The sequence below is a fragment of the Streptomyces sp. NPDC052225 genome (genome assembly GCF_040679615.1).
GTDB lineage: Bacteria > Actinomycetota > Actinomycetes > Streptomycetales > Streptomycetaceae > Streptomyces.
The window spans coordinates 118,591-142,790 of record NZ_JBFAVD010000003.1 but is presented as its reverse complement, the minus strand read 5'-3'; the positions used below and the strand labels follow the sequence as shown (position 1 = coordinate 142,790).

Annotated in this window: 28 protein-coding genes; 12 read left to right on the top strand and 16 right to left on the bottom strand. The window is 71.1% G+C overall.

Annotated features, from left to right (window positions below; genetic code table 11):
- Positions 1–75: 75 nt before the first annotated feature.
- Entirely contained in the window at positions 76–1,764 is a 1,689-nt protein-coding gene (gene cdgB, locus AB0L37_RS06295) for a diguanylate cyclase CdgB (protein WP_365500912.1), read from the bottom strand.
- Positions 1,765–2,090: 326 nt separating this feature from the next.
- On the opposite strand from cdgB, the gene AB0L37_RS06290 reads away from it, so the two are divergent.
- Positions 2,091–2,600 (top strand): flavin reductase family protein, encoded by a 510-nt coding sequence (locus AB0L37_RS06290; RefSeq protein WP_365500910.1) that lies wholly within the window; start codon positions 2,091–2,093, stop codon positions 2,598–2,600.
- Positions 2,601–2,701: 101 nt separating this feature from the next.
- Here AB0L37_RS06290 and arfB read toward each other — a convergent pair whose 3' ends face one another.
- A complete protein-coding gene (arfB, locus tag AB0L37_RS06285; RefSeq protein ID WP_365500908.1) occupies positions 2,702–3,127 on the bottom strand; it encodes an alternative ribosome rescue aminoacyl-tRNA hydrolase ArfB in 426 nt (141 codons plus the stop codon).
- 176 nt (positions 3,128–3,303) lie between these two features.
- On the opposite strand from arfB, the gene AB0L37_RS06280 reads away from it, so the two are divergent.
- Positions 3,304–3,879 carry a TerD family protein gene (locus AB0L37_RS06280; protein ID WP_365500906.1) on the top strand — a complete coding sequence of 192 codons (576 nt, stop codon included), beginning with the start codon at positions 3,304–3,306 and terminating at the stop codon, positions 3,877–3,879.
- 116 nt (positions 3,880–3,995) lie between these two features.
- Here the strand turns inward: AB0L37_RS06280 and AB0L37_RS06275 are convergent, their stop codons facing one another.
- Both AB0L37_RS06275 and AB0L37_RS06270 read right to left on the bottom strand, forming a co-directional pair.
- On the bottom strand, positions 3,996–4,223 hold the full coding sequence (locus AB0L37_RS06275; protein WP_365500904.1) for a DUF397 domain-containing protein: 228 nt from the start codon (positions 4,221–4,223) through the stop codon (positions 3,996–3,998).
- Positions 4,213–5,013: a helix-turn-helix transcriptional regulator gene (locus AB0L37_RS06270; RefSeq protein ID WP_365500902.1), complete on the bottom strand. Its 801-nt coding sequence runs from the start codon at positions 5,011–5,013 to the stop codon at positions 4,213–4,215. Before AB0L37_RS06270 ends, AB0L37_RS06275 begins: the two co-directional genes overlap by 11 nt.
- 191 nt (positions 5,014–5,204) lie before the next feature.
- On the opposite strand from AB0L37_RS06270, the gene AB0L37_RS06265 reads away from it, so the two are divergent.
- Together AB0L37_RS06265 and AB0L37_RS06260 are read left to right on the top strand one after the other, a co-directional pair.
- A complete protein-coding gene (locus AB0L37_RS06265; protein WP_365500900.1) occupies positions 5,205–5,504 on the top strand; it encodes a hypothetical protein in 300 nt (99 codons plus the stop codon).
- On the top strand, positions 5,504–5,812 hold the full coding sequence (locus AB0L37_RS06260) for a hypothetical protein (RefSeq protein WP_365500898.1): 309 nt from the start codon (positions 5,504–5,506) through the stop codon (positions 5,810–5,812). Before AB0L37_RS06265 ends, AB0L37_RS06260 begins: the two co-directional genes overlap by 1 nt.
- A 273-nt stretch (positions 5,813–6,085) precedes the next feature.
- Here the strand turns inward: AB0L37_RS06260 and AB0L37_RS06255 are convergent, their stop codons facing one another.
- From AB0L37_RS06255 to AB0L37_RS06245, 3 genes are all read right to left on the bottom strand, one after another.
- Complete coding sequence (locus AB0L37_RS06255) at positions 6,086–6,397, bottom strand: hypothetical protein (protein ID WP_365500896.1); 312 nt, start codon at positions 6,395–6,397, stop codon at positions 6,086–6,088.
- A 6-nt stretch (positions 6,398–6,403) separates the two neighbouring features.
- Positions 6,404–6,901, bottom strand: a complete 498-nt coding sequence (locus AB0L37_RS06250; RefSeq protein WP_365500894.1) for a hypothetical protein — start codon at positions 6,899–6,901, stop codon at positions 6,404–6,406.
- Between the two features lie 236 nt (positions 6,902–7,137).
- On the bottom strand, positions 7,138–7,761 hold the full coding sequence (locus AB0L37_RS06245; RefSeq protein ID WP_365500892.1) for a LysE family transporter: 624 nt from the start codon (positions 7,759–7,761) through the stop codon (positions 7,138–7,140).
- 299 nt (positions 7,762–8,060) lie between these two features.
- On the opposite strand from AB0L37_RS06245, the gene AB0L37_RS06240 reads away from it, so the two are divergent.
- Together AB0L37_RS06240 and AB0L37_RS06235 are read left to right on the top strand one after the other, a co-directional pair.
- Positions 8,061–8,603, top strand: a complete 543-nt coding sequence (locus tag AB0L37_RS06240; RefSeq protein WP_365500890.1) for a GNAT family N-acetyltransferase — start codon at positions 8,061–8,063, stop codon at positions 8,601–8,603.
- A gap of 183 nt (positions 8,604–8,786) precedes the next feature.
- Positions 8,787–10,352 (top strand): M4 family metallopeptidase, encoded by a 1,566-nt coding sequence (locus AB0L37_RS06235; protein WP_365501431.1) that lies wholly within the window; start codon positions 8,787–8,789, stop codon positions 10,350–10,352.
- Positions 10,353–10,365: 13 nt separating this feature from the next.
- Here the strand turns inward: AB0L37_RS06235 and AB0L37_RS06230 are convergent, their stop codons facing one another.
- The 4 genes from AB0L37_RS06230 to AB0L37_RS06215 all read right to left on the bottom strand — a co-directional run bounded on the left by AB0L37_RS06230 (position 10,366) and on the right by AB0L37_RS06215 (position 14,257).
- Entirely contained in the window at positions 10,366–11,763 is a 1,398-nt protein-coding gene (locus AB0L37_RS06230; protein ID WP_365500888.1) for a M1 family metallopeptidase, read from the bottom strand.
- Positions 11,764–11,805: 42 nt separating this feature from the next.
- On the bottom strand, positions 11,806–12,933 hold the full coding sequence (locus tag AB0L37_RS06225; protein ID WP_365500886.1) for a YncE family protein: 1,128 nt from the start codon (positions 12,931–12,933) through the stop codon (positions 11,806–11,808).
- The gene (locus AB0L37_RS06220) at positions 12,930–13,517 is read right to left on the bottom strand and encodes an ankyrin repeat domain-containing protein (protein WP_365500884.1); all 588 of its coding nucleotides are present in this window, start codon (positions 13,515–13,517) and stop codon (positions 12,930–12,932) included. The genes AB0L37_RS06225 and AB0L37_RS06220 overlap by 4 nt, the downstream gene beginning before the upstream one ends.
- Before the next feature lie 176 nt (positions 13,518–13,693).
- On the bottom strand, positions 13,694–14,257 hold the full coding sequence (locus AB0L37_RS06215; RefSeq protein WP_365500882.1) for a heme-binding protein: 564 nt from the start codon (positions 14,255–14,257) through the stop codon (positions 13,694–13,696).
- A 256-nt stretch (positions 14,258–14,513) separates the two neighbouring features.
- Between AB0L37_RS06215 and AB0L37_RS06210 the strand changes: the two genes are divergently transcribed.
- The 3 genes from AB0L37_RS06210 (at position 14,514) to AB0L37_RS06200 (ending at position 17,110) form a co-directional block, all read left to right on the top strand.
- A complete protein-coding gene (locus AB0L37_RS06210; RefSeq protein WP_365501429.1) occupies positions 14,514–15,731 on the top strand; it encodes a sensor histidine kinase in 1,218 nt (405 codons plus the stop codon).
- Between the two features lie 196 nt (positions 15,732–15,927).
- Positions 15,928–16,575: a response regulator transcription factor gene (locus AB0L37_RS06205; protein ID WP_365500880.1), complete on the top strand. Its 648-nt coding sequence runs from the start codon at positions 15,928–15,930 to the stop codon at positions 16,573–16,575.
- 34 nt (positions 16,576–16,609) lie between these two features.
- Positions 16,610–17,110, top strand: a complete 501-nt coding sequence (locus AB0L37_RS06200; protein WP_365500878.1) for a hypothetical protein — start codon at positions 16,610–16,612, stop codon at positions 17,108–17,110.
- Positions 17,111–17,120: 10 nt separating this feature from the next.
- On the opposite strand, the gene AB0L37_RS06195 is transcribed toward AB0L37_RS06200, so the two are convergent.
- On the bottom strand, positions 17,121–17,804 hold the full coding sequence (locus AB0L37_RS06195) for a pentapeptide repeat-containing protein (RefSeq protein WP_365500876.1): 684 nt from the start codon (positions 17,802–17,804) through the stop codon (positions 17,121–17,123).
- 127 nt (positions 17,805–17,931) lie between these two features.
- Between AB0L37_RS06195 and AB0L37_RS06190 the strand changes: the two genes are divergently transcribed.
- Positions 17,932–18,945 (top strand): zinc-binding dehydrogenase, encoded by a 1,014-nt coding sequence (locus AB0L37_RS06190; protein WP_365500874.1) that lies wholly within the window; start codon positions 17,932–17,934, stop codon positions 18,943–18,945.
- A 5-nt stretch (positions 18,946–18,950) separates the two neighbouring features.
- Here AB0L37_RS06190 and AB0L37_RS06185 read toward each other — a convergent pair whose 3' ends face one another.
- Together AB0L37_RS06185 and AB0L37_RS06180 are read right to left on the bottom strand one after the other, a co-directional pair.
- Positions 18,951–19,424 carry a GNAT family N-acetyltransferase gene (locus tag AB0L37_RS06185; protein ID WP_365500872.1) on the bottom strand — a complete coding sequence of 158 codons (474 nt, stop codon included), beginning with the start codon at positions 19,422–19,424 and terminating at the stop codon, positions 18,951–18,953.
- A gap of 57 nt (positions 19,425–19,481) precedes the next feature.
- Entirely contained in the window at positions 19,482–20,372 is an 891-nt protein-coding gene (locus tag AB0L37_RS06180; protein WP_365500870.1) for an aminoglycoside phosphotransferase family protein, read from the bottom strand.
- Between the two features lie 33 nt (positions 20,373–20,405).
- Between AB0L37_RS06180 and AB0L37_RS06175 the strand changes: the two genes are divergently transcribed.
- Positions 20,406–21,050, top strand: coding sequence for a rhomboid-like protein (locus AB0L37_RS06175; protein ID WP_365500868.1), 645 nt, complete (start codon positions 20,406–20,408; stop codon positions 21,048–21,050).
- A 71-nt stretch (positions 21,051–21,121) separates the two neighbouring features.
- Here AB0L37_RS06175 and AB0L37_RS06170 read toward each other — a convergent pair whose 3' ends face one another.
- Positions 21,122–21,835, bottom strand: a complete 714-nt coding sequence (locus AB0L37_RS06170) for a thioredoxin domain-containing protein (protein ID WP_365500866.1) — start codon at positions 21,833–21,835, stop codon at positions 21,122–21,124.
- Between the two features lie 190 nt (positions 21,836–22,025).
- Here AB0L37_RS06170 and AB0L37_RS06165 point away from each other — a divergent pair, with 190 nt between their 5' ends.
- Positions 22,026–23,447 (top strand): FAD-binding oxidoreductase, encoded by a 1,422-nt coding sequence (locus AB0L37_RS06165; protein ID WP_365500864.1) that lies wholly within the window; start codon positions 22,026–22,028, stop codon positions 23,445–23,447.
- Between the two features lie 41 nt (positions 23,448–23,488).
- On the opposite strand, the gene AB0L37_RS06160 is transcribed toward AB0L37_RS06165, so the two are convergent.
- The gene (locus AB0L37_RS06160) at positions 23,489–24,196 is read right to left on the bottom strand and encodes a toxin glutamine deamidase domain-containing protein (RefSeq protein ID WP_365500862.1); all 708 of its coding nucleotides are present in this window, start codon (positions 24,194–24,196) and stop codon (positions 23,489–23,491) included.
- Between the last annotated feature and the right edge of the window lie 4 nt (positions 24,197–24,200).

Sequence of the window (24,200 nt, the reverse complement as noted above, 5' to 3'; positions counted from 1 at the left end):
AGCGTACCCGCTGCGGGTGACCCCAAGGAGTGGCCTTGACCTCACAGGTGGATGAGAATCCCGGGCGATCTCCGCCTACCCGGCGCGCCGGTGCTGCTTGGCGCGCGATCTTTTCTCTACGTACATCCGCTGGTCAGCGGATTGCAAGACCTCGTCCGCGGTCATTCCGCAGTGGGCCCAGCCGATGCCGAAACTGGCGCCCACGCGCACCGCGCGGCCGTCCACCCGAATCGGCGGAATGATGGCGTTCCGCAATCTGACCGCGAGGTCCTGTGCGTCGGCCCGGCCGAGCCCGTCGGCGAGCACCACGAACTCGTCGCCGCCGAGCCGGGCGACCGTGTCCCCGTCGCGGACCACGCTGGTCAGACGGCGGGCGACCTCGATGAGGACCGCGTCGCCCGCGTTGTGCCCGAACCGGTCGTTGATCGACTTGAAGCCGTCGAGGTCGCAGAAGAGGACGGCGAGGCCCTTGGTGCCGTCGTCGGCGCCCGAGTCGTCGCCGCCGGGGGCCGCGACGTGCACATGGTGGTCGAAGCCGTCGAGCCCGTCGTAGAGACCGGAGCGGTGGACGGCGGCGAAGTCGAAGCCGTGCCCGTTCGAGTCGTGGGCGGCGAGGGCTGCGTGGTCCCCGTACGCCGCGTCCAGCGAGTCGATGGCGCTGGGCCTGGCGCCCTCCACCGGCCGCTGGCAGAGCCGGGCGGACAGGCGGGAGCGCAGCTCGGCCGAGTTCGGCAGGCCGGTCAGCGAGTCGTGCGAGGCGCGGTGGGCGAGTTGCAGCTCGCGGCGCTTGCGCTCCTCTATGTCCTCGACGTGCGTGAGGAGAAAACGCGGGCCGTCGGCGGCGTCGGCCACCACGCTGTTGCGCAGGCTGACCCAGACGTACGTGCCGTCGCGCCGCCCGAGCCGCAGCTCGGCGCGGCCCCCTTCGGCGGAGGTCCGCAGCAACGTACCTATGTCCTCGGGGTGCACGAGGTCGGAGAAGGAGTAGCGCCGCATGGCGGAGGCGGGGCGGCCGAGCAGCCGGCACAGGGCGTCGTTCGTGCGCAGGATCCGGCCGTGCTGGTCGCCGCCCATCTCGGCGATGGCCATCCCGGAGGGCGCGTACTCGAAGGCCTGCCGGAAGCTCTCCTCGCTGGCGCGCAGGGCCTGCTGCTCGCGCTCCAGGCGGACGAGGGCCCGCTGCATGTTGGCGCGCAGCCGTGCGTTGCTGATCGCGATCGCGGCCTGGAAGGCGTACATCTGGAGGGCTTCACGGCCCCAGGCGCCGGGCCTGCGGCCCCCTCGCGGGCGGTCGACGGATATGACGCCGAGCAGTTCGCCGCCGGAGGCACCGGAGGCGTACATGGGGGCGAAGAGCCGGTCGGAGGGGTGCCACTCGTCGTCGAAGCGGGGCGGCGGCCCGTCGGTGAACCACTGCGGCACGTCGTCCTCGTCGAGGATCCAGCCCTCGGTGTACGGGATGAAGCGCAGCTCGCCCCAGCGCTCGCCCATGTTCAGGCGGCGGTCCCAGGAGGCGCGGGAGCCGACCCGGCCGGTGATCAGGGCCTCGGCCGCGGAGTTCCCCGCGAAGGCGGCGACGACCAGATCGCCGTCGGGGCGCACGAGATTGACGCAGGCCAGCTCGTAACCGAGCCCGTTGACGACACCGTCGGCGACGGTCTGCAAGGTGTCGGCCAGACTGCGGGCGGTGTTCATGTCCGCCATGACCTGGTGCAGCTGACGCAGGGTCGCAAGACGGACGTAGGGCTCCGACTCGGTCTCCATGCTCAGTTCTCCCCGAGACCTCGACAGCACTCCAGAATCTGATCGGCTCTGTTCTCACTCGCACGTGCAGCGGCACGTTCATCTCGCAGTGTTGTCCGCCACTGAATCACAGCGCGCTGCCCACCCGGTACACAGGGTCAACAAAATATGGCTCCTGTGACTCAAGTCACTTGGTCCCCGAGTCCTAGGACCGGTCTCGGCCATCGGCCCGATGCGGGGCGCGGGAACGCGCGACTAGCGTCGTCGGTGTGTTGAAGACTCCCCCTGCCACCCCTGTCACCCCTGCCCGCGCCCCCGCACCCCGTTCCCCCGGGCATGCTGAGGGGGTGAGCAACGACGAGTTCCGCGCAGCCCTTTCCCGCCTCGCCGCCGGCGTCGTCCTGCTGACCGCGCACGAGGCGCAGGACGATCCGGACGGGCCCCTCGGCGAGGACTCCGGGATGACGGCGACCGCTTTCATGTCCGTCTCCCTCGACCCGCCCCTCGTCATGGTGTCGCTGCGCAACAGCTCCCGGATGGACGACCTGCTCGACGAGCAGCCCCTGTGGGCGGTCTCCGTCCTGTCCGAGTCGCAGAGCCACATCGCGGGCCGCTTCGCGATGAAGGGCCGTATCAGCGACCGCCTGCTCTTCGAGGACATCCCGTACGTACGCGGCGAGTACACGAACGCCCCGCTGGTCGGCGGGGCGCTCGCGACGCTGGAGTGCCGCACGGAGCAGCGCGTCCTGGCCGGGGACCACACACTGGTGATCGGCCGGGTCCTCGCCGCGACGGCACCGAGCGCGGACGGGGGCCCGCTGACGTATTTCCGCGGAAAGTACCGGCACCTGGGCTGACCGAGCCCCTGCGGCGGCTGCGCATTTCAAGCCCCTGCGGCGATTGAGCAGCGGGGTCCGGGGCAGAGCCCCGAAACCCGCACGACAGCCCCGGCCGCGCCCTACCAGTCCCGCCCGGTACGCCCCCGCTTGGTGTCGGACCGCGCCTTCTTCTCCCGCAGCCGCCGCTCATTGATCCCCCGGGGAATCCGGGTCGGCCGGCGCTGCTTCGGCGGCGGGGCCGTGGCCTCCGCGAGCAGCGCGGCGAGCCGGGTCGCCGCCGTCTCCCTGTTGCGCCACTGCGAACGGTGGTCGGACGCCCGTACGGAGATGACGCCGTCCACGAGACGGGACGCGAGCCGCTCCAGGGCGCGCGCCTTCCACACCTCGGGCAGCGCCTTCGTGGCGGCCAGGTCGAAGCGGAGCTCCACCTGCGAGTCGCTGGTGTTGACGTGCTGCCCGCCCGGCCCGGACGACCGCGAGAAACGCCACAGGAGCTCGGCCTCCGGGAGGACGACCGAACCGCGGATGGGATAAGGACCGGACATGCGTCCATGGTCGCGTGTGCGCACGGTCCGCGTCACCCGTATTTCCGGCGAAGCAAAGAAAGTAAAGAGACCTGGAACCTGGGATCCCCGCTCCGCGTTCATAGGGGTACGAGTAGCTTCGGCTGCACCCGTACATCACGTACGCCGTACTTAACGAGGGAAGGGACTCCCGAACCATGGCTGTAAGCCTGTCCAAGGGTGGCAACGTCTCGCTCACCAAGGAGGCTCCGGGCCTGACCGCCGTCACCGTGGGGCTCGGCTGGGACGTCCGCACCACCACCGGCACCGACTTCGACCTCGATGCCTCGGCGATCGCGGTGAACACGCAGGGCAAGGTCTACTCGGACGCCCACTTCGTGTTCTTCAACAACAAGCAGACGCCGGACCAGTCCATCGTCCACACGGGCGACAACCGCTCCGGTGAGGGCGCGGGCGACGACGAGGCGATCAACGTCAACCTGTCGGCGCTGCCGGCCGACGTCGACAAGATCGTCTTCCCGGTCTCGATCTACGACGCGGAGAGCCGCTCGCAGAACTTCGGCCAGGTCCGCAACGCGTACATCCGCATCGTGAACCAGGCCGGCGGCACGGAGATCGCCCGCTACGACCTCTCCGAGGACGCGGCGACGGAGACGGCGATGGTCTTCGGTGAGCTGTACCGCAACGGTGCGGAGTGGAAGTTCCGCGCCGTGGGCCAGGGCTACGCCTCGGGCCTCACGGGCATCGCGCAGGACTTCGGCGTGAACGTCTGACGTTCGCAACTCCCCGGACTCACCGGGTAGTCGGGGGTGCTCCCAGTGCCGCGTGCCGGTCGGGAGCGCCCCCGACATCCATGTGGTGAAGGCCTGAACGCGGGTGAACTGCCAGTTCAGGCAGGAAAGTTGCCGCCCTTGACGGCGTTGACGAACGCGGACCAGCCGGTTGCCGGAATGAGCAGGGCGGGGCCGTGGGGGGTTTTGGAGTCGCGGACGGGGACGGTGGTGGGGTGGCCGTCCACTACTTCAAGGCAGCTTCCCTGATCAGCCCCGCTATAGCTCGACTTGCGCCAGCCGCCCAGCTCGGAGGCCCGGGGGATGTGGTGCCGCTCAGCTGTCATGGTGACCGTAATCCTTTGCTGTCGCTCTCAGGAGATCGACCGTCTCCTTCACCGGCAGTGCACTGCCCAGAGCGAGATCGTATGTGCGCTCGATTCGCCGGACCAGGGATGGCGAATCCTCGACCCTTCCGGTCAACAGCCCTTCCACGTACGCCACAGGCGGCTGATCCTCGAACTCCATGAGCGAGAGCATGCCCTGGAGCAGCATGTAACCCCCTGCGCCAAACGGCATCACATGCACGCGGATGCGCTCGTTGTCGGCGAGGTCCGCGATGTGGGTGAGTTGTTCCGCCATCACGTCAGGCCCTCCGAAAGGCCGCCGGATGACTGCCTCGTCCAGCAGCGCCCAGAGTACGGGTGTCACAGGGTCCGCCAGGACGTGAGCGCGCTCCAGTCGTGTGACAACGGCCCTGTCACGCTCCGCGTCACCCAGCGGAGGGAAACTCGTGCGCAGAACGGCGTCGGCGTACGCCCTTGTCTGCAGTAGGCCGGGAACGAATGCGGGCGCGAACTCCCGAATCATGATGGCCTGTTGTTCGAACTGCCGGGCCGCCTCGAAGTGCTCGGCGACCGCCCTGTCGTCCTTCTTGGGCAGGAAGCTGAACAGCACATCCCCTGTCCCGAGCGCCCGGTCCAGCCGCTTGGCGTCGTCCTCCGACGGGATGCGCCGCCCGGCCTCGATGTGCGCGATGTGCGAACGCGTCATCACCACCATGTTCGCGAGCGCCTGCTGTGTCAGGCCCGCCGCCTCGCGCTGCTGCTTGAGCCACTCCCCGAAAGCGTTGCTCATCGCTTAACTCCCCCTGTGACCAGCGGAATTGTCACTCTGCGCCTACTGGAACTGTACGCGGCGACCCGCAACTCTGGTCTCAGAACGTGAGATTGCCCGTCCCGCCATGGACGGCCGCACGCAAAACCCCGGCGAGGTTTACGGGACCTCCCGGGGCGCGGCCGACCTGGCTCCGCTGGAAGCAGGTCAACATGTCTTACGGTATCGCCCGCCTCATCGAGTCACTGCCGCGGCTCCTCCTCCCCGCCCGGGGCCGCCATCGGGCAACAGGAACCCCGCACGTCGCGCCACTGCCCGCCCTGCCTCACCCGCATACGGCCGCTCCCGCGCTCCGAGGCGAGAACAACCGGCTCGTGCGCCCGTACCTCGTGGCCCACGAGCGGCGAGAAGAGGCGCGACGCCAACGCGCCCGACGCCGCGCACTGTGGCTGGCAGTGCACGGCGTCGACGCCGGCCCGCGCATCATCCACGGCATGGAGGTGACGGCGTGATGACCGACCACACCGCACCCCCTCGCCTCCTCCCCTGGGCCACCACTGAGGGCAAGCCCGCGTACCTCATCGGTGACGGCACGGGCTACCTCGCCCGTGTCGCGGACAACATCGAGAGTGTCCAGCTCGGGATGGCGGACGATCTCCTCGACCACGTGGACGACATGCTCACCGACGACGCCTGCACACCCGCCCAACTCCGGTTCCTGGTCGAGCGGATGCGCGAGTCCCTGACCGACGTGCGCCGCATCGCGGACAGCCGGGGCGCACGCCTGCCGGAGCCCGAGTCGGGCGGGGTCGCGCCGTAGCCGATCAACCCCGCAACTCAAAGTCCGCTTCAGTTTCGCGCGCGACAGGCGCACGAAACTGAAGCGGATTTTGAGTCATATGCATCCCGGCCCGTTCACCGCCACACCAGCCGGATCGCCATCGCGGTGATCGGCAGACCGGACGCAAGTGTCCTGTCGGCCACGGGGTTCCGCTTCTCAGCCACCGCAGGGGCTTGGATTGCGCAGGTGCCGACGACTTCCCCGCTTTCTTGCGCTGTTGACGTTCCGTCCAGCGGCAAGGCAACTGTTGCCCTATGAGCGCCAGCTGTTGTCGAGGTCTTCAATCACCGCGCTGGCGAACAGGCCAGCTCCTGACAGGGCGTCGTCGACCGGACCGTCGTCGCGTCGAATGATCAGATTCCGGCGCGTGTACACAGGTGCACCTCGGCGCTGTGCAGTGACCCCACGGAGGGACAGCGTGGCCTCCGCCCAGACGCCCTCGGGGTCCTCCGAGAACACGCAGGACGTCAGTTCACCGTGATCGCCCACCTGACTTGAGATATGCGCCGCTGCGGCAGCACCGAAATCCTTCAGGAAGCCGGCGTAGTCCTCAACCATCGACATGGGTCATCACTCCTTCTTTGCTCCTTCGCTGCCCGGGGCAAAGCATCCGCAGTCGTTGAGGTAGTAGGCCGTGATGATGCCCCTCGCGCGCCCGTCAGGAGTTCCTGTGTCACTGTGCGTGTAGGAGACCTTCATGTTCCCCCACGTCGAGTTGACGCCGGAAATCTCATGCGAGGTGCATGTCCAGGTGGTGCCCGCCTTGCTGCACGTCGTCTTCGAGCTGTGGAGAACTTGGTCAATGTCTCCCTTGAACGTCGCCCAGCTCTGGCCCAGCCTGTGGTTGCGGTCCTCGATGTGATAGACCCCAAAGCCAGTCGTGTGGCCAGCGGTGTTGTCGTGCCGGCCGTAGCGCAGAGGAATGTCGTACCCCTTGGGCGACAGGAAGGTCGCGTACACGGTCCAGTTCTCACCTGCAGCCTGCGCGGGCGTCACTCCGACAGACATCAGCGCCAAGACGGCGATTCCCATACCTGCGGCTGCGTTTCGGGCGCGGAGCAGCTTCATCGTTCTCCCCGTTGTCGGTGATCAGTCGCCACGAAACTACCGACGTTGAAACGATCTACTGTAGGACATGGCAGATCCGTCCCGATCGTTGCCATCCGTCATTCGCTGTCCCTCCCTGGCTTGCAGGTCGAACACTCCAGTTCAAGAGGTCTGGCACGGGAATCCTCCGGGGTCAGCAAATGGTTACGACCCCACGGACACTGTTGGCCCGAAATCACCGAAGCCGGAACGCTGCGTCACCGCCACACCAGCCGGATCGCCATCGCGGTGATCAGCGCACCGGACGCGAGTGCCGTGCCGAGTCGGGCGCGGGGGCCCGTGGCCACGCGGCCCAGCAGGGCTCCCCCGGACGCGAGCAGGAGTTGCCAGCTGGCGGAGGCGGCGAACGCGGCTGCCGCGAACAGTGTGCGCCGGGCGGCTCCCGAGACGGTGTCGCCGGAGCCGAGCACGAGCGCGGCGAAGTAGATCACCGTCATGGGGTTGAGCAGGGTCAGGCCGAGCAGGCCCAAGTAGGCGCGGGGCGCGGTCAGTTGGGCGCCGGTGTCACGGGGCGTCGCAGGGGGTGCGCGGTGGCGGCGTACGGCCTGCGTCAGGCCGTGTGCCGCGAGGGCGAGCAGGACGGCCGCCGAGGCCCAGCGCAGGGGTTCCTGGACGGTGCGGATCGCGGGGGCGACTGCGGCTCCGCCGACCACGGCGGCGAGGGCGTAGAGGCCGTCGGCGGTGGCCACGCCGAGTGCGGCGCAGGCTCCCGTACGGAGATTCGTACGGGCGGTGAGGGCGATCAGGTAGGCCGCGATGGCGCCGACCGGTACGGCGATGCCGTAGCCGGCGAGTGCGCCCGCGACCAGGGTCGCCGTCACTCCGTGGGCGGGGTCGGCTTCCGGTGGGGGCCGGTCTGCTGCTGTCGCCGCCCGGTCGGGAGGGCGGCGGGCAGTCGGCTCGGGGTGTGGGCGGTCTTGGCCATGGCGGGATCCTGGGGGCTGGGCCGGGGTGGGCGCAACGTTTTTTGGGGGCGGGCGTCTTTCCGGTGACCCGGTGACAGGGTGAAGGCCACGGGGCTCCGCCCCGGACCCCGCTGCTCAATCGCCGCAGGGGCTTGAATGGTGCACCGGCCCGACAATCCGCGACCGGCCACGGCGGTGGGGGTTGGATGGGGGCCATGCACCTCGAAGTCCTCAGCCCCGCACCCGACCCCGACGGCCCCGCCCTCCCCGGCGAGTTGCTGCTGGAGATCGTCGGGATCTACGCCTCCAACCGGGAGTTCTTCGCCCTCAGCGGGGACTTTCCCGACCCGGACGACATCACCGCCGAGCAGGTGGCCGCCTCGCTCGCCGACGAGTTGGCGCAGCCGGGGGCGGAGGTCCTGCTCGGGCGGGCCGGAGGTGAGCTGGTCGGGGTCGTGGTGACGCTCGCGCACCATCCCGATCCGGCCGACCCCGACCCGTGGATCGGGCTGCTGCTCGTCGACGCGCGGCGTCAGCGCTCGGGCTACGGGCGGCAGTTGGCGGAAGCCGTCGAGCGGCGGTTCCGGGAGGCCGGGCGGGACGGGGTGCGGCTCGCCGTGCTCGAGGGGAATGCCAAGGCGCTCGCCTTCTGGAACGCGCTCGGGTACGAGGAGATCGGCCGGCGGCGCGACCGGCAGCTCGGCAGGCCCTGCCGGGTGCTGCGCAAGGGCGCGAATCAGCCTGGCTCCGTCGATTAACGGACAGCCACCCACCCCATCCGGACACGAACCGGCAAAACTTTGACGGCGCTCTGTCAAACGAGGGGTGCCCGGTGTCACTCTCTCCCCGCGCCCCCCACGCACCCCCGGGTACTCAAGGAGTTCCGAGTGAGACACCGCTCTACCGCTCCCCGCGTCGCCGCCCTCGTCGCCTCCGCCGCGATGGTCGTCCTCGGCGTACAGGCCGGCACGTCCGCCAACGCGGCCGACCGCGCGGACGGTGCCACCGCCGTCGCGCTCAGCGCCTCCCAGCGGGTCGCCGCCCTCAAGGACGCGCAGGCCGACGCCTCCGCCACGGCATCCCGACTCGGCCTGGCGAAGGGCGAGAAGCTCGTCGCACGTGACGTCGTCAAGGACGCGGACGGCACCGTCCACACCCGCTACGAGCGGACCTTCGACGGCCTGCCGGTCCTCGGCGGCGACCTCGTCGTCCACACCGCGAAGGACGGCGGCCTCAAGGGCGCCACGAAGGCCCGCAAGGGTGCGATATCCGTGGCGTCGACGGACGCCGCCGAGTCCACCGCCGCCGCGAAGAAGTCCGCCGTCGCCGCCGACAAGAGCATCAAGGGCGCCGCCGCCGACTCCGTACGCAAGGTCGTGTGGGCGGCCGACAAGTCCGCCGCGCCGACCCTCGCGTACGAGACCGTCGTGACGGGCACCCAGAAGGACGGCACTCCGAGCGAGTTGCACGTCATCACGGATGCCGACAGCGGCGAGGAGCTGTACCGGTACCAGGCCATCGAGAACGGCACCGGGGTGAGCGAGTACAGCGGCACCGTCGCCCTCGGCACCACCGCCTCCGCCTCCGGGGGCTACGACCTGGTCGACGGCGGGCGCGGCGGCCACAAGACGTACGACCTCAACGGCGGTACGAACGGCACCGGCACCCTCTTCCACGACGCCGACGACACGTGGGGCGACGGCACGGTCGCCAACCGGCAGACCGCCGCCGTCGACGCCGCCTACGGAGCCGCCGAGACCTGGGACTTCTACAAGGAGGCCTTCAACCGCAACGGCATCGCCGGTGACGGCAAGGCCGCGTACAGCCGGGTCCACTACGGCACCGCGTACGTCAACGCCTTCTGGTCCGACAGCTGCTTCTGCATGACGTACGGGGACGGGATCAGCAACCAGCACCCGCTGACCTCCCTCGACGTCGCGGGCCACGAGATGAGCCACGGCCTGACCGCGTCCACGGCCGGCCTGAAGTACAGCCGCGAGTCGGGCGGCCTCAACGAGGCGACCTCCGACATCTTCGGCACGGCGGTCGAGTTCCACGCGGGCAACTCCGCCGACGTCGGCGACTACCTCATCGGCGAGAAGATCGACATCAACGGCGACGGCACCCCGCTGCGCTACATGGACAAGCCCAGCAAGGACGGCTCCTCGGCCGACTTCTGGTCGCGCACGGTCGGCCGGCTCGACGTGCACTACTCGTCCGGCGTCGCCAACCACTTCTTCTACCTGCTGAGCGAGGGCAGCGGCGCCAAGACCATCAACGGCGTCAGCTACAACTCGCCTACGTACAACGGGACTTCGATCGCCGGCATCGGCCGGGACAAGGCTCAGCAGATCTGGTACAAGGCGCTGACGACCTACATGACGTCGTCGACGGACTACGCCGCCGCGCGCACCGCCACCCTCCAGGCGGCGTCCGACCTGTACGGCGCGAGCAGCCCCGAGCGGGCGGCGGTCGCGGCCACCTGGGCGGCCGTGAACGTCAACTGACGCACCGGATCGGCTACTTCGGCTTCCCGTTGCCGTAGAGCCAGTCCTTCCAGACCCCGGCAAGGGCCTCCTCCTTGCCGGGGTTCCGCTTCTCCACGTACGCCGTGAAGTCGTCGGTGTCGGCGTTTCCGTACTTGTGCTCCCGGGGCCAACTCTTCAGCAGAGAGAAGAAGTCGGGGTCGCCGATGATCTGACGGACGCGGTGCAGGACCATCGCGCCGCGTTCGTAGACCGGGGCGTCCGAGATGTGCGCGGCGCTGGGCGGTTCGGCGGGCGGGAAGGACCAGATGCCGTCGCTCGCCGACGTGGCGCGGAGGGTGTCGAAGGTGTCCTGCGCCGTGTCGCCGTCGTGGTCCTCGTCCCACAGCCACTCCGCGTACGTCGCGAAGCCCTCGTTGAGCCACATGTCGCGCCATGACCTCGGGGTGACCGAGTCGCCGTACCACTGGTGCGCCAACTCGTGGACGAGCAGGCCGAGTCCGGGTGCTCCGGGGAAGACGGGGCGGTTCTGGGTCTCCAGGGCGTAGCCCGCGTCGCCCTCGCGGTCGACGATCGCGCCGGTGGACGAGAACGGGTACGGGCCGAACCTCTTCGTCTCCCAGGCCACGACCTCGGGGAGCCGGGCGAGGACCTTCGCGCTCGCCGCCTCCTCCCGCGGGTCGACGGCCGTGTGGACGGGCAGTCCCGAGGGGGTGGTGGAGCTGCTCGTCCGGAACTCTCCGATCGCGACCGTCGCCAGGTAACTCGCCATCGGCTGCGGCACGTGCCAGGCGTAGGTGGTCGCGCCGGATCCGTCGGTGGCGGTCGAGGTGCGCGTCAGCTCGCCGTTGGAGACGGCCTGTACGCCCTTCGGGACGGTGACCGTGATGTCGTACGTCGCCTTGTCCGAGGGGTGGTGGTTGCCGGGGAACCAGGCCATCGAGCCGGTGGGTTCGCCGAGGCCGAGCGCGCCGTCGGCGGTGCGCAGCCAGCCCTCCTTCGAGCCGTCCGGGTCGGTGATCGTGACGGGCTCGCCGGAGTAGCGCACGACGGTGCGGAACGTGTCGCCCCGCCGGAGTTCGTCGTGCGGGCGGATCGTCAGCTCGTGCCCGGCGCGGCTGGCCACGGCCTCCTCGCCGTCGACCGTGACGCTCTTCACCGTCATCCCGGTCAGGTCGAAGTTGAACGCGCTGAGGTCCTTGCCCGCCTTCGCCGTGATGTCGGCGGTGCCGGTCAGGCGGTGCGTGTCCGGGTCGTAGGCGAGACCGAGGTCGTAGTGGGCGACGTCGTAGCCGCCGTTGCCGAGCCGGGGGAAGTACGGGTCGCGCAGCCCGGACCTGCCGGGGGTGCCGTGGACGCCGCCGTGGCAGGCGGTGAGAGCGAGGAGGGCAAGAAGGGGCCATAGGGTCACGAGGACGCGGGGGGTGCGCACCTCGTGATCCTATGGCCCGGTATGTGACCGCTTCGGCAGCGGCTAGAGCACCGCGATGCCCAACGGGCGTTCGCCCGCCGCCAGTCGGCGGGTGTCGCCGCTGTCGAGGTCGACGACCGTGATGCCGTTCCAGAAGCCGTCGCGGGTGAAGCCGCCGGTGACGTACGCGGTGTCGCCGTCGGCGGAGACCGCGACGTCCTCGTGCGGGCCCTCCAGCGGGACGACCTTCTCCGTGCCGTCCTTCGTGCGGATCGTCAGGGAGGGGCCCTCGTCCTCGGACGGGTCGATCGGGCCCGTGCCGACGGCGAGGAGGGTGCCGTCGGGGGTGATCGTGACGCCGTGCTGGTGGGTGTTGGCCGTCATCCGCTCGATGGCCGAGCGGCCGGTCTCCGGGTCGAGGACGACGAGCCGCTCGCCCTCGAACGGCAGCAGCAGCTTGCCGTCGGACGGCCGTACGGCCGCGTAGTGCGGCTTCAGCCAGGAGCCGAGGCCGCCCTCGGTGCCGTACGGGGCGACCTCGATGCGGCGCGTGTCGTGGGTGCGCGCGTCGACGACCGTGACGTCGAACGAGTCGTGGTCGGTCGCGTAGACCTCGCCGCCGTCGCGCGACACGTCGACGTCGAAGGGGCGCCGGCCGACGTCCGTGACATCGGTGACTTCGCGGGTCTTGGTGTCGATCGTCTCCAACGTGCCGTTGCCGCCGGGGACGTTGACGCCCACGTACACGTGGTCGCCGTCGGGTGCGAGCGCGATGCCCATGCCGCCGCCGCGGTACTCGCCGTCGGTGACGGGGCCGAGGTCGTGCGTCTCGTCCGTCTCGTACGGGATGAGGGCCGTACGTTCACGGGTGTGCGTGTCGACGACCGCGACGCCCTCGGCGGTGGCCACCCAGGCACGCCCGTCGTCGCCGACGGCCAGCCCGTAGGGGGCCTCGCCGACCTTCACCGAGTCGAAGGCGCCCTTGTCGGGGTCGATGAAGGTGACCGTGTCGGCGCCGAAGTCGGCGACGAGGAGGGTGCCTTCGGGGGTGCGGCCCGACGGGGCCGGGGCGGTGGCCCGCTGTTCGGCCCGAGTGGTGGAGGACTTGCGGTCGGGTTCGGCCTGGCTCGTCGTGGAGCAGCCCGCGAGCAGGACGCCCGCGGCGACGAGAGTGAGGGCCGCGCGCTTCACCGTACGGCCCTCAGCAGACCGGCGATCTCGGCGAACCCGCGCCGCTCGGCGTGGTCGAGAGGCGTGAGGCCGTCGCCGTCGGGCAGGTCGGGCGTCGCGCCCGCCGTGATGAGCAGCTCCACGATCTCCTGGTGCGGGCGGCCGCCGTCGCCGAGGATCACGGCTTCGAGCAGGGCGGTCCAGCCGAGCCGGTTGACGTGGTCGACGTCGATGTCGGTCTCGCGCAGCACGGCCCGCACGTAGTCGACGTGGCCGCGTTCGGAGGCGGGGATCAGGGAGATGCCGCCGAACCGGTTGGTGACCTTCAGGTCGGGTCCCGCGGGCAGCAGCGTGCGCATCATGGCGACGCTGCCGGTGACGCCCGTCACCAGCCAGGCGGTGTCGTCGCGATCGTCCTGCGCGTTCGGGTCGGCGCCCGCCTCGACGAGTGCCTCCGCGGCGGCGACGTGGTCGTGCAGGGCGGCGATGAGGAGGGGGGTGCGGTGGTGGGCGTCGCGGGTCTCGGGGTCGGCGCCGGCGGTGAGGGCGGCGCGGACGGCTTCGGCGTCGCCGGTGCGGGACGCTTCCAGCAGGGTGCGGTTCATCGGGCCCCTCCGGGTGAGGCGGCGGGGCTGGAGTGCCGCTCCGCCCACGCGCCGTTGCAGGATCTGGGTCATGGGCGAGTGCGCTCACATGGTGGCTGGGCGCGCGGTTCCCCGTGCCCCTGAGGGCGGCGCACTTCGTGCGCGCCCCAGGGGCCGGCGGGGGACCGGGCTGTGGCCTACTTCGCCAGTTCGGCCACGCCGGCCTGGGCGAACTTCTCGTCCAGGTCGCCGGACGGGGCGCCCGCGACGCCGATGCCGGCGATCGGGGCGTTGTCGGCGGTGACCGGGGCGCCACCGGCGAGGAACAGGGTGCCGGGGATGTCCTTCAGGGTCGGGGCCGACTCCAGGCGCTTGGTCAGCTCCGAGGTCGGGGCGTTCCAGGAGACGGCGGTGAACGCCTTCTTCTCGGCGGCCTCGTAGGACTGCGGGCCCGCACCGTCGCCGCGCAGGGTCAGGATGGTGTTGCCGTTGCGGTCGACGATCGCGACGGAGACCTTCTGGTTCTCCTTCTTCGCGGCGTCGAGGACGGCCTCGGCGGCGTCCTGGGCGGCGACGATCGTCAGGTGCTTCGTCTGGAGGGTGTTGTCCGCCTTCGCCGCGGCGGGCTTGGCGGCGGCCGGAGCGGCGGTGTCCGCGGCGCTCGCCGAGTAGGCGCCGACGCCACCGAGGGCGACGGCCGCGGCGAGGGTGGTGCCGGTGAGGACGCGGGTGCGCTTCGAGACCTTCTTGACGTGCTTCATGAGGAACAACTCCAGGGTGAAAGGGGTGGGACAGAGGTGGAAGGGCGGAGGTCCGGCTCCTCCGGTCCTCCCGGTTCCCGCCGTCCCGCTCTGAGATCAATCCTGGGCCCGGAACCGGCCCTCACCCGTCGACGTACCGGCTCCTCGCGGCGGGCCGAGCGGCCGACGCCCGGGTCATCCGATCGGTTGACCCCGGGGGCGGACAGTCGGCCGACAATGGCAGTGTTTGCCCAGTTCGGAGGAGGTGGCCGTGGCCATGCAAGCGCAGGATCCGGTGCGTCCCGTCCGGTCGTACGAGGACGACACCCGGTGGCTGACGATCGTCATGCACGCCGCGTTCTTCCTGCTGCTCGGCGTCGCCCTCGCCCGCTTCCTGCTGCGCCACCCCGGCGGCACCCGCACGCCGTGGATCATCGCGCTCAGCGCGGCCCTCGCCGTGCTGTACATCGCCGGCATCGCGTGCGACAGCCCGCGCAGGCCCGCCGCCCGGCGGCGGCTGTGGCTGGGCCTGGTCGTCACCGTCGTCGTGGTGCTCGTCGTCCTCGCGCCGAGCTTCGCGTGGGTGGGGATCCCGCTGTTCTACACGGGCCTGCGCACGCTGCCCACGCGCACCGCCCTCGTCCTCGTCGGCCTGCTGACCGTCCTCGTCATCGCCTCGCAGGTACGTCTCGCGGGGCGCTGGGACCCCGACCTGGTCCTCGGGCCGCCGGCCGTCGCCGTCCTCGCCACGGCCGTCTTCCTCCAGATGCAGCGGCAGACGGCACGGCAGCGGGCCCTCATCGACGACCTGATCCGTACGCGCCGTGAGCTCGCCGCGTCCGAACGCCGCGAAGGCACGCTGGCCGAGCGCCAGCGCCTGTCCATGGAGATCCACGACACCCTCGCGCAGGGCCTGTCCAGCCAGCAGATGCTGTTGCAGGCGGCGGACCGGGTGTGGGACACGGCGCCGGACAAGGCCCACACCCACGTGCGCACCGCCGCGTCGATCGCCGAGCACAACCTCGTCGAGGCACGCCGCTTCGTGCACGACCTCGCGCCCGCGGATCTCGCGCGCGGCGGCAGCCTGGAGGAGGCGTTGCGGGCCCTCGCGGGGCGGGAGTCCGGGGAGCGCCTCACCGTACGGGTACTCGTCGACGGGGGTGACGGGGCCGTACTCCCCGACCGGGTGCGGTCGGGGCTGCTGCGGATCGCGCAGGGCGCGCTGGCCAACGTACGGGAGCACTCCGGGGCGACGAGTGCGGCGGTGACGCTGACCCTGCTCGACGACGACCGGGCGCTGCTGGATGTCGCCGACGACGGGCACGGGTTCGACCCGGCGTCCTTGCCGGCGGGTCCTTCCGGCGTACGGGGCCACGGTCTTCCGGCGATCCGGGCGCGGGTTCATCAGCTCGGCGGCACCCTGACGATCGAGTCGGCCCCGGGCGAGGGCACGGTCCTCAGCGTCTCGGTCCCGCTGGAGCCTCGGGCTCCGTAGGAGCGCCCCGCAGGGGCGCGGGGAACTGCGCCGACCAGCCCCCACGGCGCCGCACCCGGCAATGATGCTGAGGCCCCGGGGCTCTGCCCCGGACCCCGCTGCTCAATCGCCGCAGGGGCTTGATTGGCTCACCCGCGCCCCAAGGGCCTGATTCGCTCGGGCGTGATGCTGCCGAACCCACCAGGAGGTCCACCCCATGACCAGCCCCGACAAGACGCCCACCACCATCCTGCTCTGCGACGACCACGTCGTCGTCCGGGCCGGGCTGCTCGCCCTGCTGGACAGCGCCCCGGACATCGAGGTCGTCGGCGAGGCGGGCACCGGAGAGGAGGCCGTCGCCCTCGCCGCGAAACTGAACCCGGACGTCGTCCTCATGGACCTCCAGCTCGGCGACGGCATCGACGGCGTCGAGACGACCCGCCGCCTCACGTCCGCCGACCCGGGCGGCAGCCCCCACGTCCTGGTCCTCACCACGTACGACACCGACGCCGACATCACCCGCGCCATCGAGGCCGGCGCCACGGGCTACCTCCTGAAGGCCGAGCGCCCGGAGGAGCTGTTCGCCGCGATCCACGCCGCGGCGCAGGGCCGTACGACCCTGTCGGCTCCGGTCGCCAGCCGCGTCATGGCCAATATGCGCACGCCCCGGCCCACCCTCACCGACCGCGAGCGCGACATCCTCGCCCAGCTCGCGCACGGGCTCGGCAACCGGGAGATCGCCAAGGCCCTGTTCATCAGCGAGGCCACCGTGAAGACGCACCTCGGCCGGATCTACGACAAGCTCGGCGTCGACACCCGGGCGGGCGCGGTCGCCGTGGCGAAGGAGCAGCGCCTGCTGCCCTGAGCCGCACCGTCACCGGCATGACACCATCACGTACGTGCTCGACATCGGTTACGCCCTCTCCCGCCGCTTCCCGGACCCGCCGCAGACGGACTACCGGCGCGCGGACGTCCACGCGCTGCGCCACGACCTGTTCTGCGGCGACGTGTACCTGGCCGACACCAAGGCCGACCGGGAACTGTCCACAGCCTGGGGATGGGTGCCGGTGCTCGACTTCGCGTGGGCGCTGTGCGACATCGTGGAGCGCGTCGACCGCGACCCGCGCGGCAGCCGCTCCGCGACCCCCCAGTACGCGGAGCTGGACTTCACCGAGTCGACCGACCGCATGCTCTTCGAGCGCCGCTTCGGCTGGGTCGACATCGAGGCCGACTGGATGCCCGGCGACGAGCCCCCGCTGACCTTCTCCCACTCCGAACTGCGCCGCGAGGCACGGGACTTCCTGCACGACCTGCTCGCCGACCTCACGGACATGCACGAGGACCTGGCCGACAACCCGGCGATCTGGGACCTCCAGGGCCGCTTCCCGCGCGTGAAGTAGCCGGGCTCCCTCAGCTCCCCTCCACCCGCACCCCCAGGAACGCCGCGAACACCGGCGCCAGGTCGAGGAGCTGGGACGTGGAGATCACCGCGCCGCCCAGCCGGTCCACACCCCGCGCGATCTCCAGGTCCGCCGCGTCCCGCAGGTCGACGTCCACCAGCGTCGCCCCCGAGAAGTCGACGCCCTTCAGCACGCACCCCGCGAACTCCACGCGCTCCAGGCGCGCACCCCCGAAGTCCGGCTCCACCAGCACGCAGCCCTCGAAGACCACGTCCTTCAGCTTCGCCTTGCGCAGGTTCAGGTAGTCGATCTTCCCGCCGCGGATCACGACCCGCTCCATCACGGCCCCGTGCAGCTGCACCCCGCCGAGGCGCGCGTCCACCAGCTCCACGTCCCGCAGCGTCGCCCCCGCCAGGTCCGTGCCCACGCCCCGCACCCCGGTCAGCGTCGAGTCCAGGATCCGCGCCTTGGCGAGCCCCGTCTCGTCGAAGCCGCACCCCTCCACCGCGCAGTCCATGAACCGCGCCCCGATCCCCTCCTGCCCGGCGAAGTCCGCGTCGCGGAACTCCACCCCGTCGTAGTCCCCGTCCGGTTCGAGGCGGCCGCCCGCCGCCCACGGCACCAGCGGGGGCAGCCGCACCTCCGGCCGCCGCGCCTTCTTCACCTTCGCCGCCGCACCACGCCTGTCCGCCATGACCCCATGCTGCACGCCGCCACTGACAATCACCGCCGCCCGGCCCCGGCGGAGCGGGCCTTGACCTCAACCACGCTTGAGGTCGAAGACTGGCGCCACCGACACCCAGAGCCCCTCGGGAGCGCCCATGCACGCCGTCCGACTGCACGCCTTCGGCCCCGCCGAGAACCTCACGTACGAGAAGACCGACGACCCCGAGCCCGGCCCGGGACAGGTCCGGATCGCGGTCGCGGCCGCGGGCGTCCACCTGCTCGACACCGCGATCCGCGGCGGCGAGAAGGGCCCGCTCCCCCAGCTCCCCGACCTGCCCACGATCCCCGGCCGCGAGGTCGCCGGCACCGTCGAGTCGCTCGGCCCGGACACCGACCCGTCCTGGCTCGGCAAGCAGGTCGTCGCCCACCTCGGCTTCGCCCCCGGCGGCTACGCCGAACTCGCCGTCACCGACGCCGCCCGGCTCCACGAGATCCCGCCGAACCTGGACGCGGCCCAGGCCGTCGCCATGATCGGCACGGGCCGCACCACCCTGGGCATCCTCAACTTCACGGCCGTCACACCCGACACCGTCGCCCTCGTCCCGGCCGCGGCCGGCGGCATCGGCACGCTCCTCGTCCAGTACGTGAAGCACGCGGGCGGCACCGTCGTCGGCCTGGCCGGCGGCCCCGCGAAGACCGCCCTCGTCGAGGCGAACGGCGCCGACCTCGCCCTCGACTACAAGGACCCCGACTGGCCCGCCCTGGCGCGGAAGTTCCTCGACGCGCGCGGCCTCGACGCCACCGTCCTCTTCGACGGCGTCGGCGGCGACACCGCCACCGCCGCCCTCGACCTGCTCGGCCCCGGCGGGCAGCACCTCATCTTCGGCTGGTCCGGCCAGGGCATCGGCGGCGACAGCGGCCCGCTCCTGCTCGCCGAGGACGACCTCGCCCGCCGCGCGATCACCCAGGAACAGGTCCTCGGCCCCGCGATGATGCGCAAGGCCGGCGGCGACAATCCCGTACGCACCCTCGAACTCGCCGCCCTCGCCCAGGCCGCGAGCGGCGTCCTCGCCCCGGCGGTGCACCGCTTCCCGCTCGCCGACGCGGCCGCCGCCCACCGCGCCCTGGAGACGCGGGGCACGACGGGCAAGGTGGTCCTGGAGCCGTAAGTCCCTTACTTGCCGAGCTCGTTGAGGGCGTCGTCCGTCAGGCGGTACACCGTCCACTCGTCCTGCGGCAGCGCCCCGAGCGCCCGGTAGAAGTTGATCGACGGCTCGTTCCAGTTCAGCACCGACCACTCCAGGCGCTCGTAACCGCGCTCCACGCAGATCCGCGCCAGCTCGGTCAGCAGCGCCTTGCCGTGGCCGCCGCCGCGCGCCTCGGGACGTACGTACAGGTCCTCCAGGTAGATCCCGTGCACCCCGCGCCACGTCGAGAAGTTCAGGAACCACAGCGCGAACCCGACGGGCTCTCCGGTCGACTCGTCCTCGGCGATGTGCGCGAACGCGGCGGGCCGCTCCCCGAACAGCGCCTCGCGCACCTGCTCCTCGGTGGCCCGGGCCTCGTCCAACGCCTTCTCGTACTCGGCGAGTTCACGGACCATGGCGTGGATGACGGGGACGTCGGCGGGCGTGGCGTTACGGATCATGCCCGCAGGCTACCGCCGCAGGTCACCGGCCCCGCCACCCCCGCAGGTCAACCCGGCTCAGCGCGGAGCGAGCCGCCGTGCGATCTCCATCCCGTCCGCCGCGAGCGGCCGCCCGTCCTCGACGTCCCACAGCGCGTTCTGCAACACCCGCCCCAGCGTCCACGCGCGCGCCCGCCCCCGGTCGAGACCGAGCACGTCCGTCATCGCGTCGAACCGCCACACCACCTCGTCCGGCTCGAAACGGTTGTCGAGCGCGGGCCACAGGTCGAACCCCGGGTCCCCGGCGAGCGGCTTCGGATCGATCGCCAGCCACGGCTCCCGGCCGTCGAGCGGCGCGAGGACGTTCTCGAAGTGCAGGTCCCAGTGGAGCAGCCGGTCGCCGGGTTCATCGGCGACTTCCCGTACGGCCGCCGCGCAGTCCGCCACGATCCCCCGCCCGACCGGGTCGGCGATCCGCGGCAGGGCCTCCGGTACGTCGGCGAGCATGCGGCCCGCGATGTCCGACAGCCGCCGCACCCCGGTCGGCGCCGGCCCGGCCGTCAGCCGTGCGAGCAGCTCCGCGATGACGAGCACCGCCCTGCGCGAGTCCTCCACACCGCTCAACATCCGCCCCGCGTCGAGGCGTTCGAGCAGCATCGTGCCCGTGGCCGGGTCGTGGTCGAGGAGCCGGACCGCCCCGTCGCCGCCCCACAGCCGCAGCGCGACCGGCTCCCCCTCGGTCTCCTCGTCGAGGACCTGGAACTTCACCACCGCGGGCACCCCGTCGGCCGCCCGCACCACGGGCAGCACCAGCGCGCCCATCCCGTGCATCGGCGCCCCGTCGGGCCGCAGGCCCCACCTCTCCAGGAACTCCTCGACCCGCGCGGGCAGCGCCGCGATGAACGCACGTCCGGCCTCCCCGGCGTACGTGTACTGCGACTCCACCAGGCCACCCGGAATGTCGATCACCGAACCGACCCTACCGACGTGCCTCAATCAGCCATGCGCCAATTTCCGCACCGCGTGTGGTCGTACGTCCGCAGCGCGCCGGGCACGTACCTCTGGCTGGCCACGCTCTTCATCACGACGGTCGCCGTGCACCACATGAGCCCCGACTTCGAGCAGGAGTTCCTGCGCCAGCGCTCCACGAACCTGCACGAGCTGTCGACGGACCCGATCCGGGTCCTGGTCTCCTCGGCGTTCTGGATCGACGGCAGCAGCTGGTGGCCGTACGCCGTGCTCTACACCGTCTTCCACGCGCAGGCGGAACGCTGGCTCGGCACGGCCCGCTGGCTCGGCGTCGCCGGCGCCGCGCACATCCTCGCGACACTGATCAGCGAGGGCGCCCTGCTCTGGGCGATCCGCCACGGCCACGCGCCCGCGTCCTCGGTCAACACCCTTGACGTCGGCGTGAGTTACGCGCTCGCGGGTATCGTCGCGGTCCTCACCTACCGGATCGCGCCGCCCTGGCGGTACGTGTACCTCGCGGGCGTCCTCGTCGTCTACGGCAGCCCGCTGCTCACCGGCCGCACCTTCACCGACCTCGGCCACTTCACCTCGGTCCTGATCGGCCTGGCGTGCCACCCGGTCGTCCGGGACAGGGGCGCGCTCTGGCACCCGTTCCGCAGAAAGGCACGGGCGGCCTAGAAGGGTGCGGGCCACCCGGAAGGGCGCGGGCCACCCGGAAGGGCGCGGGCCACCCGGAAGGGCGCGGCGGCCTAACCGATCCCGGCGTCCTTCAGCACCGCCGCGAACGACGCCTGCCCGTACATCGCGTCCTCGCCGCCGCCCGCCTTCTTCCCGTCGATCACGACGGTCGGCGTGCCCTGCACCCCGTCGTCCCGGAACGCCCGCATCGCGTCACCGACCCACTTCACGTACGAGCCGTCGTTCACGGCCTTGTCGAAGGCGCCGGAGCGCAGCCCGTCCACCTTGTCCGCGATCTTCAGCAGAAAGCCGTTCGTGTACGCGTCCACGGACTCGTCGGCGGGCTGACTGGCGAACACGGCGGCATGGAACTCGGGGAACTTCCCGGCGTCGACGCTGGCCCGCAGCGCGTTCGCGGCGTTCACCGAGCCCGAACCGCCCAGGTTCTTGTCCAGGAACGACGCGATCGTGTACTCCACCTTCACGTCACCGTCGGCCACAGGACCCACCAGCGCCCGCGCCCCGCCCTCCTCGAACTTCTTGCAGTACGGACAGCGCGCGTCCTCGTAGACCCGCACCGTGTGCGGCGCGTCCTCGTCCCCGACCGTGACGACGGCGCCGTCCACCCGCGCCGGCAACCCGGCGAGGCCGCCCGGATCGGCGACGGCCCGCACCTCGGCGGCGGCCCCGGCATCCCCGGAGGCCCCGCCCGAACAGGCGGCGACCCCCGCCCCGAGCGCCAGAACCAGGGCGACGGCCCCCGCACCACGCACCGCACTCCGCATACCGAACCCTCCGCGCAACGAACCCATCAACAAACAACCGCAAAGCGACAACAACTCGCCCCAACACGGCGGATCCCACCAACTTACGCACGCCCTACACCCGGCAACGCCGCCGAAGGACCCGACCCCCCGGGACCAAGGCCCCGCCCCCCTCCCGCAAACCCCCGGCCTCCCGATAACGTCCACCGCCATGAGCAGCTCGAACAACGCGACGGCCACGGTCAACGGCGGCATATCGTTCTGGTACTCCCGCGACCAGGGCGTCGGCATCCCCGTCGCCCGCGAGCCCCTGACCGGCGACGCGAGCGCCGACGTGGTCATCGTCGGCGGCGGCTACACAGGCCTGTGGACGGCGTACTACCTGAAGAAGGCCGCCCCCTTCCTCCGCATCACCGTCCTGGAACAGAAGTTCTGCGGCTACGGCGCGTCGGGCCGCAACGGCGGCTGGCTCTACAACGGCATCGCCGGCCGCGACCGCTACGCCAAGCTCCACGGCCACGACGCGGCGGTCCGCCTCCAGCAGGCCATGAACGACACGGTGACCGAGGTCATCGACGTGACACGTACCGAATCCATCGACGCCGACATCCACCACGGCGGCGTCCTCGAAGTCGCCTACACCCCGGCCCAGTTGGCACGCCTCAAGGCCTTCCACGCCACGGAACTCACGTACGGCGAAAAGGAACGCACCCTGCACGGCGCCCGCGAAACGGCGGAACGCATCCGGGTCGCGGGCGCGGTCGGCTCGACCTGGACCCCGCACGGCGCCCGCCTGCACCCGGTGAAGCTCGTCCAGGGCCTGGCGGCGACCGTCGAATCCCTCGGCGTCACCATCCACGAATCAACGCCCGTCACGGAGATCAGGCCGAAGCACGCGGTCACCCCCTACGGCACCGTCCGCGCCCCCTACGTCCTGCGCTGCACCGAGGGCTTCACCGCCTCCCTCAAGGGCCAGCGCCGCACCTGGCTCCCCATGAACTCCTCCATGATCGCCACCGAACCACTACCGGCGGAGATCTGGGAATCCATCGGCTGGGAAGGCCGCGAGACGCTCGGCGACATGGCCCACGCCTACATGTACGCGCAGCGCACCGCCGACGACCGCATCGCGATCGGCGGCCGAGGAGTCCCGTACCGCTACGGCTCCCGCACCGACAACGACGGCCGCACCCACCGACAGACCATCGACTCGCTCTACGAGATCCTCACCCGCTTCTTCCCCCAGCTCACCGGCATCGGCGTCGCCCACGCCTGGTCCGGCGTCCTCGGCGTCCCCCGCGACTGGTGCGCCACCGTCACCCTCGACCGCTCAACCGGCCTCGGCTGGGCAGGCGGCTACGTAGGAAGCGGCGTAGCCACCGCGAACCTGGCCGCCCGCACCCTGCGCGACCTCGTCCAACAGGACTCCGGCCAATCGGGCCCCACCGACCTCACCACCCTCCCCTGGGTCAACCACAAGGTCCGCAAGTGGGAACCCGAACCCTTCCGCTGGCTCGGCGTCCACGGCATGTACGCCACGTACTACGCCGCCGACCGCCGCGAACTCACCACCCACACCCCGGACTCCTCCCGCCTGGCAAAGGCAGCGGACCGAGTGGCAGGCCGCCGCTGACCCGGGCCCGCCGACCGCACTGGCTCGCCGCCTCGCGTGCCTCACTGACAGCGATGAGCGCCTCGGGCGGCACCGGGAAGAGCTCGCGCGAGAACCACCTCGCGCACCCACTGTGTGTCGAGTCGCGCGCGCGAGGCGGTCACCCCGTCCACGAAGTCGACCTGCCCCTGGCGGTTGTGCCCATAGATCAAGTTGCCAGTGACCTCGTGTCCGCCCACCGCACGCCGGACCCAGATCACCGCACGGGTGTCCGGGCCAGGGGCCTCGACGGCCCGGACGACGTCGTCCCAGTCGTGCACGGACACGTTCTCGAAGTCCGCAAAGTAACGGTGCCGGAGGCGAGCCCACCACCCCGGTGCCTCGTGGGCCGGCTGCCAGGGCAGCGCGACGGACGGACAGCCGTTCACGCCGGAGTGCACCGCAGCGATGCAGCCACGGGCATTGATTCTGCGGGCCTGGCCGGTGATCCGCTCGGCGGATTGCTGAGGTGGCACCGCTTGCAGATCTGCAAAGGGATCACTCGGGGCCGGATGGAAGGGGTACCCGCCGACCTTGGGGACCACAACGGACGCCGCGAGCATCGGAGTACGGGGGAATCCCGGCTGCGCCAGCGTGCGGCAGGACATCATCCACGCCGCTCCCGTCTCGCAGACAGGGCGCGGCGTAGCCAGCTCGGCAAGTCCGCCGTACACCTCCTGCAACCACTCGGTGGTCCGCTCAGCGGGATCCGCCGGCACAGGTACCCGCATCAGT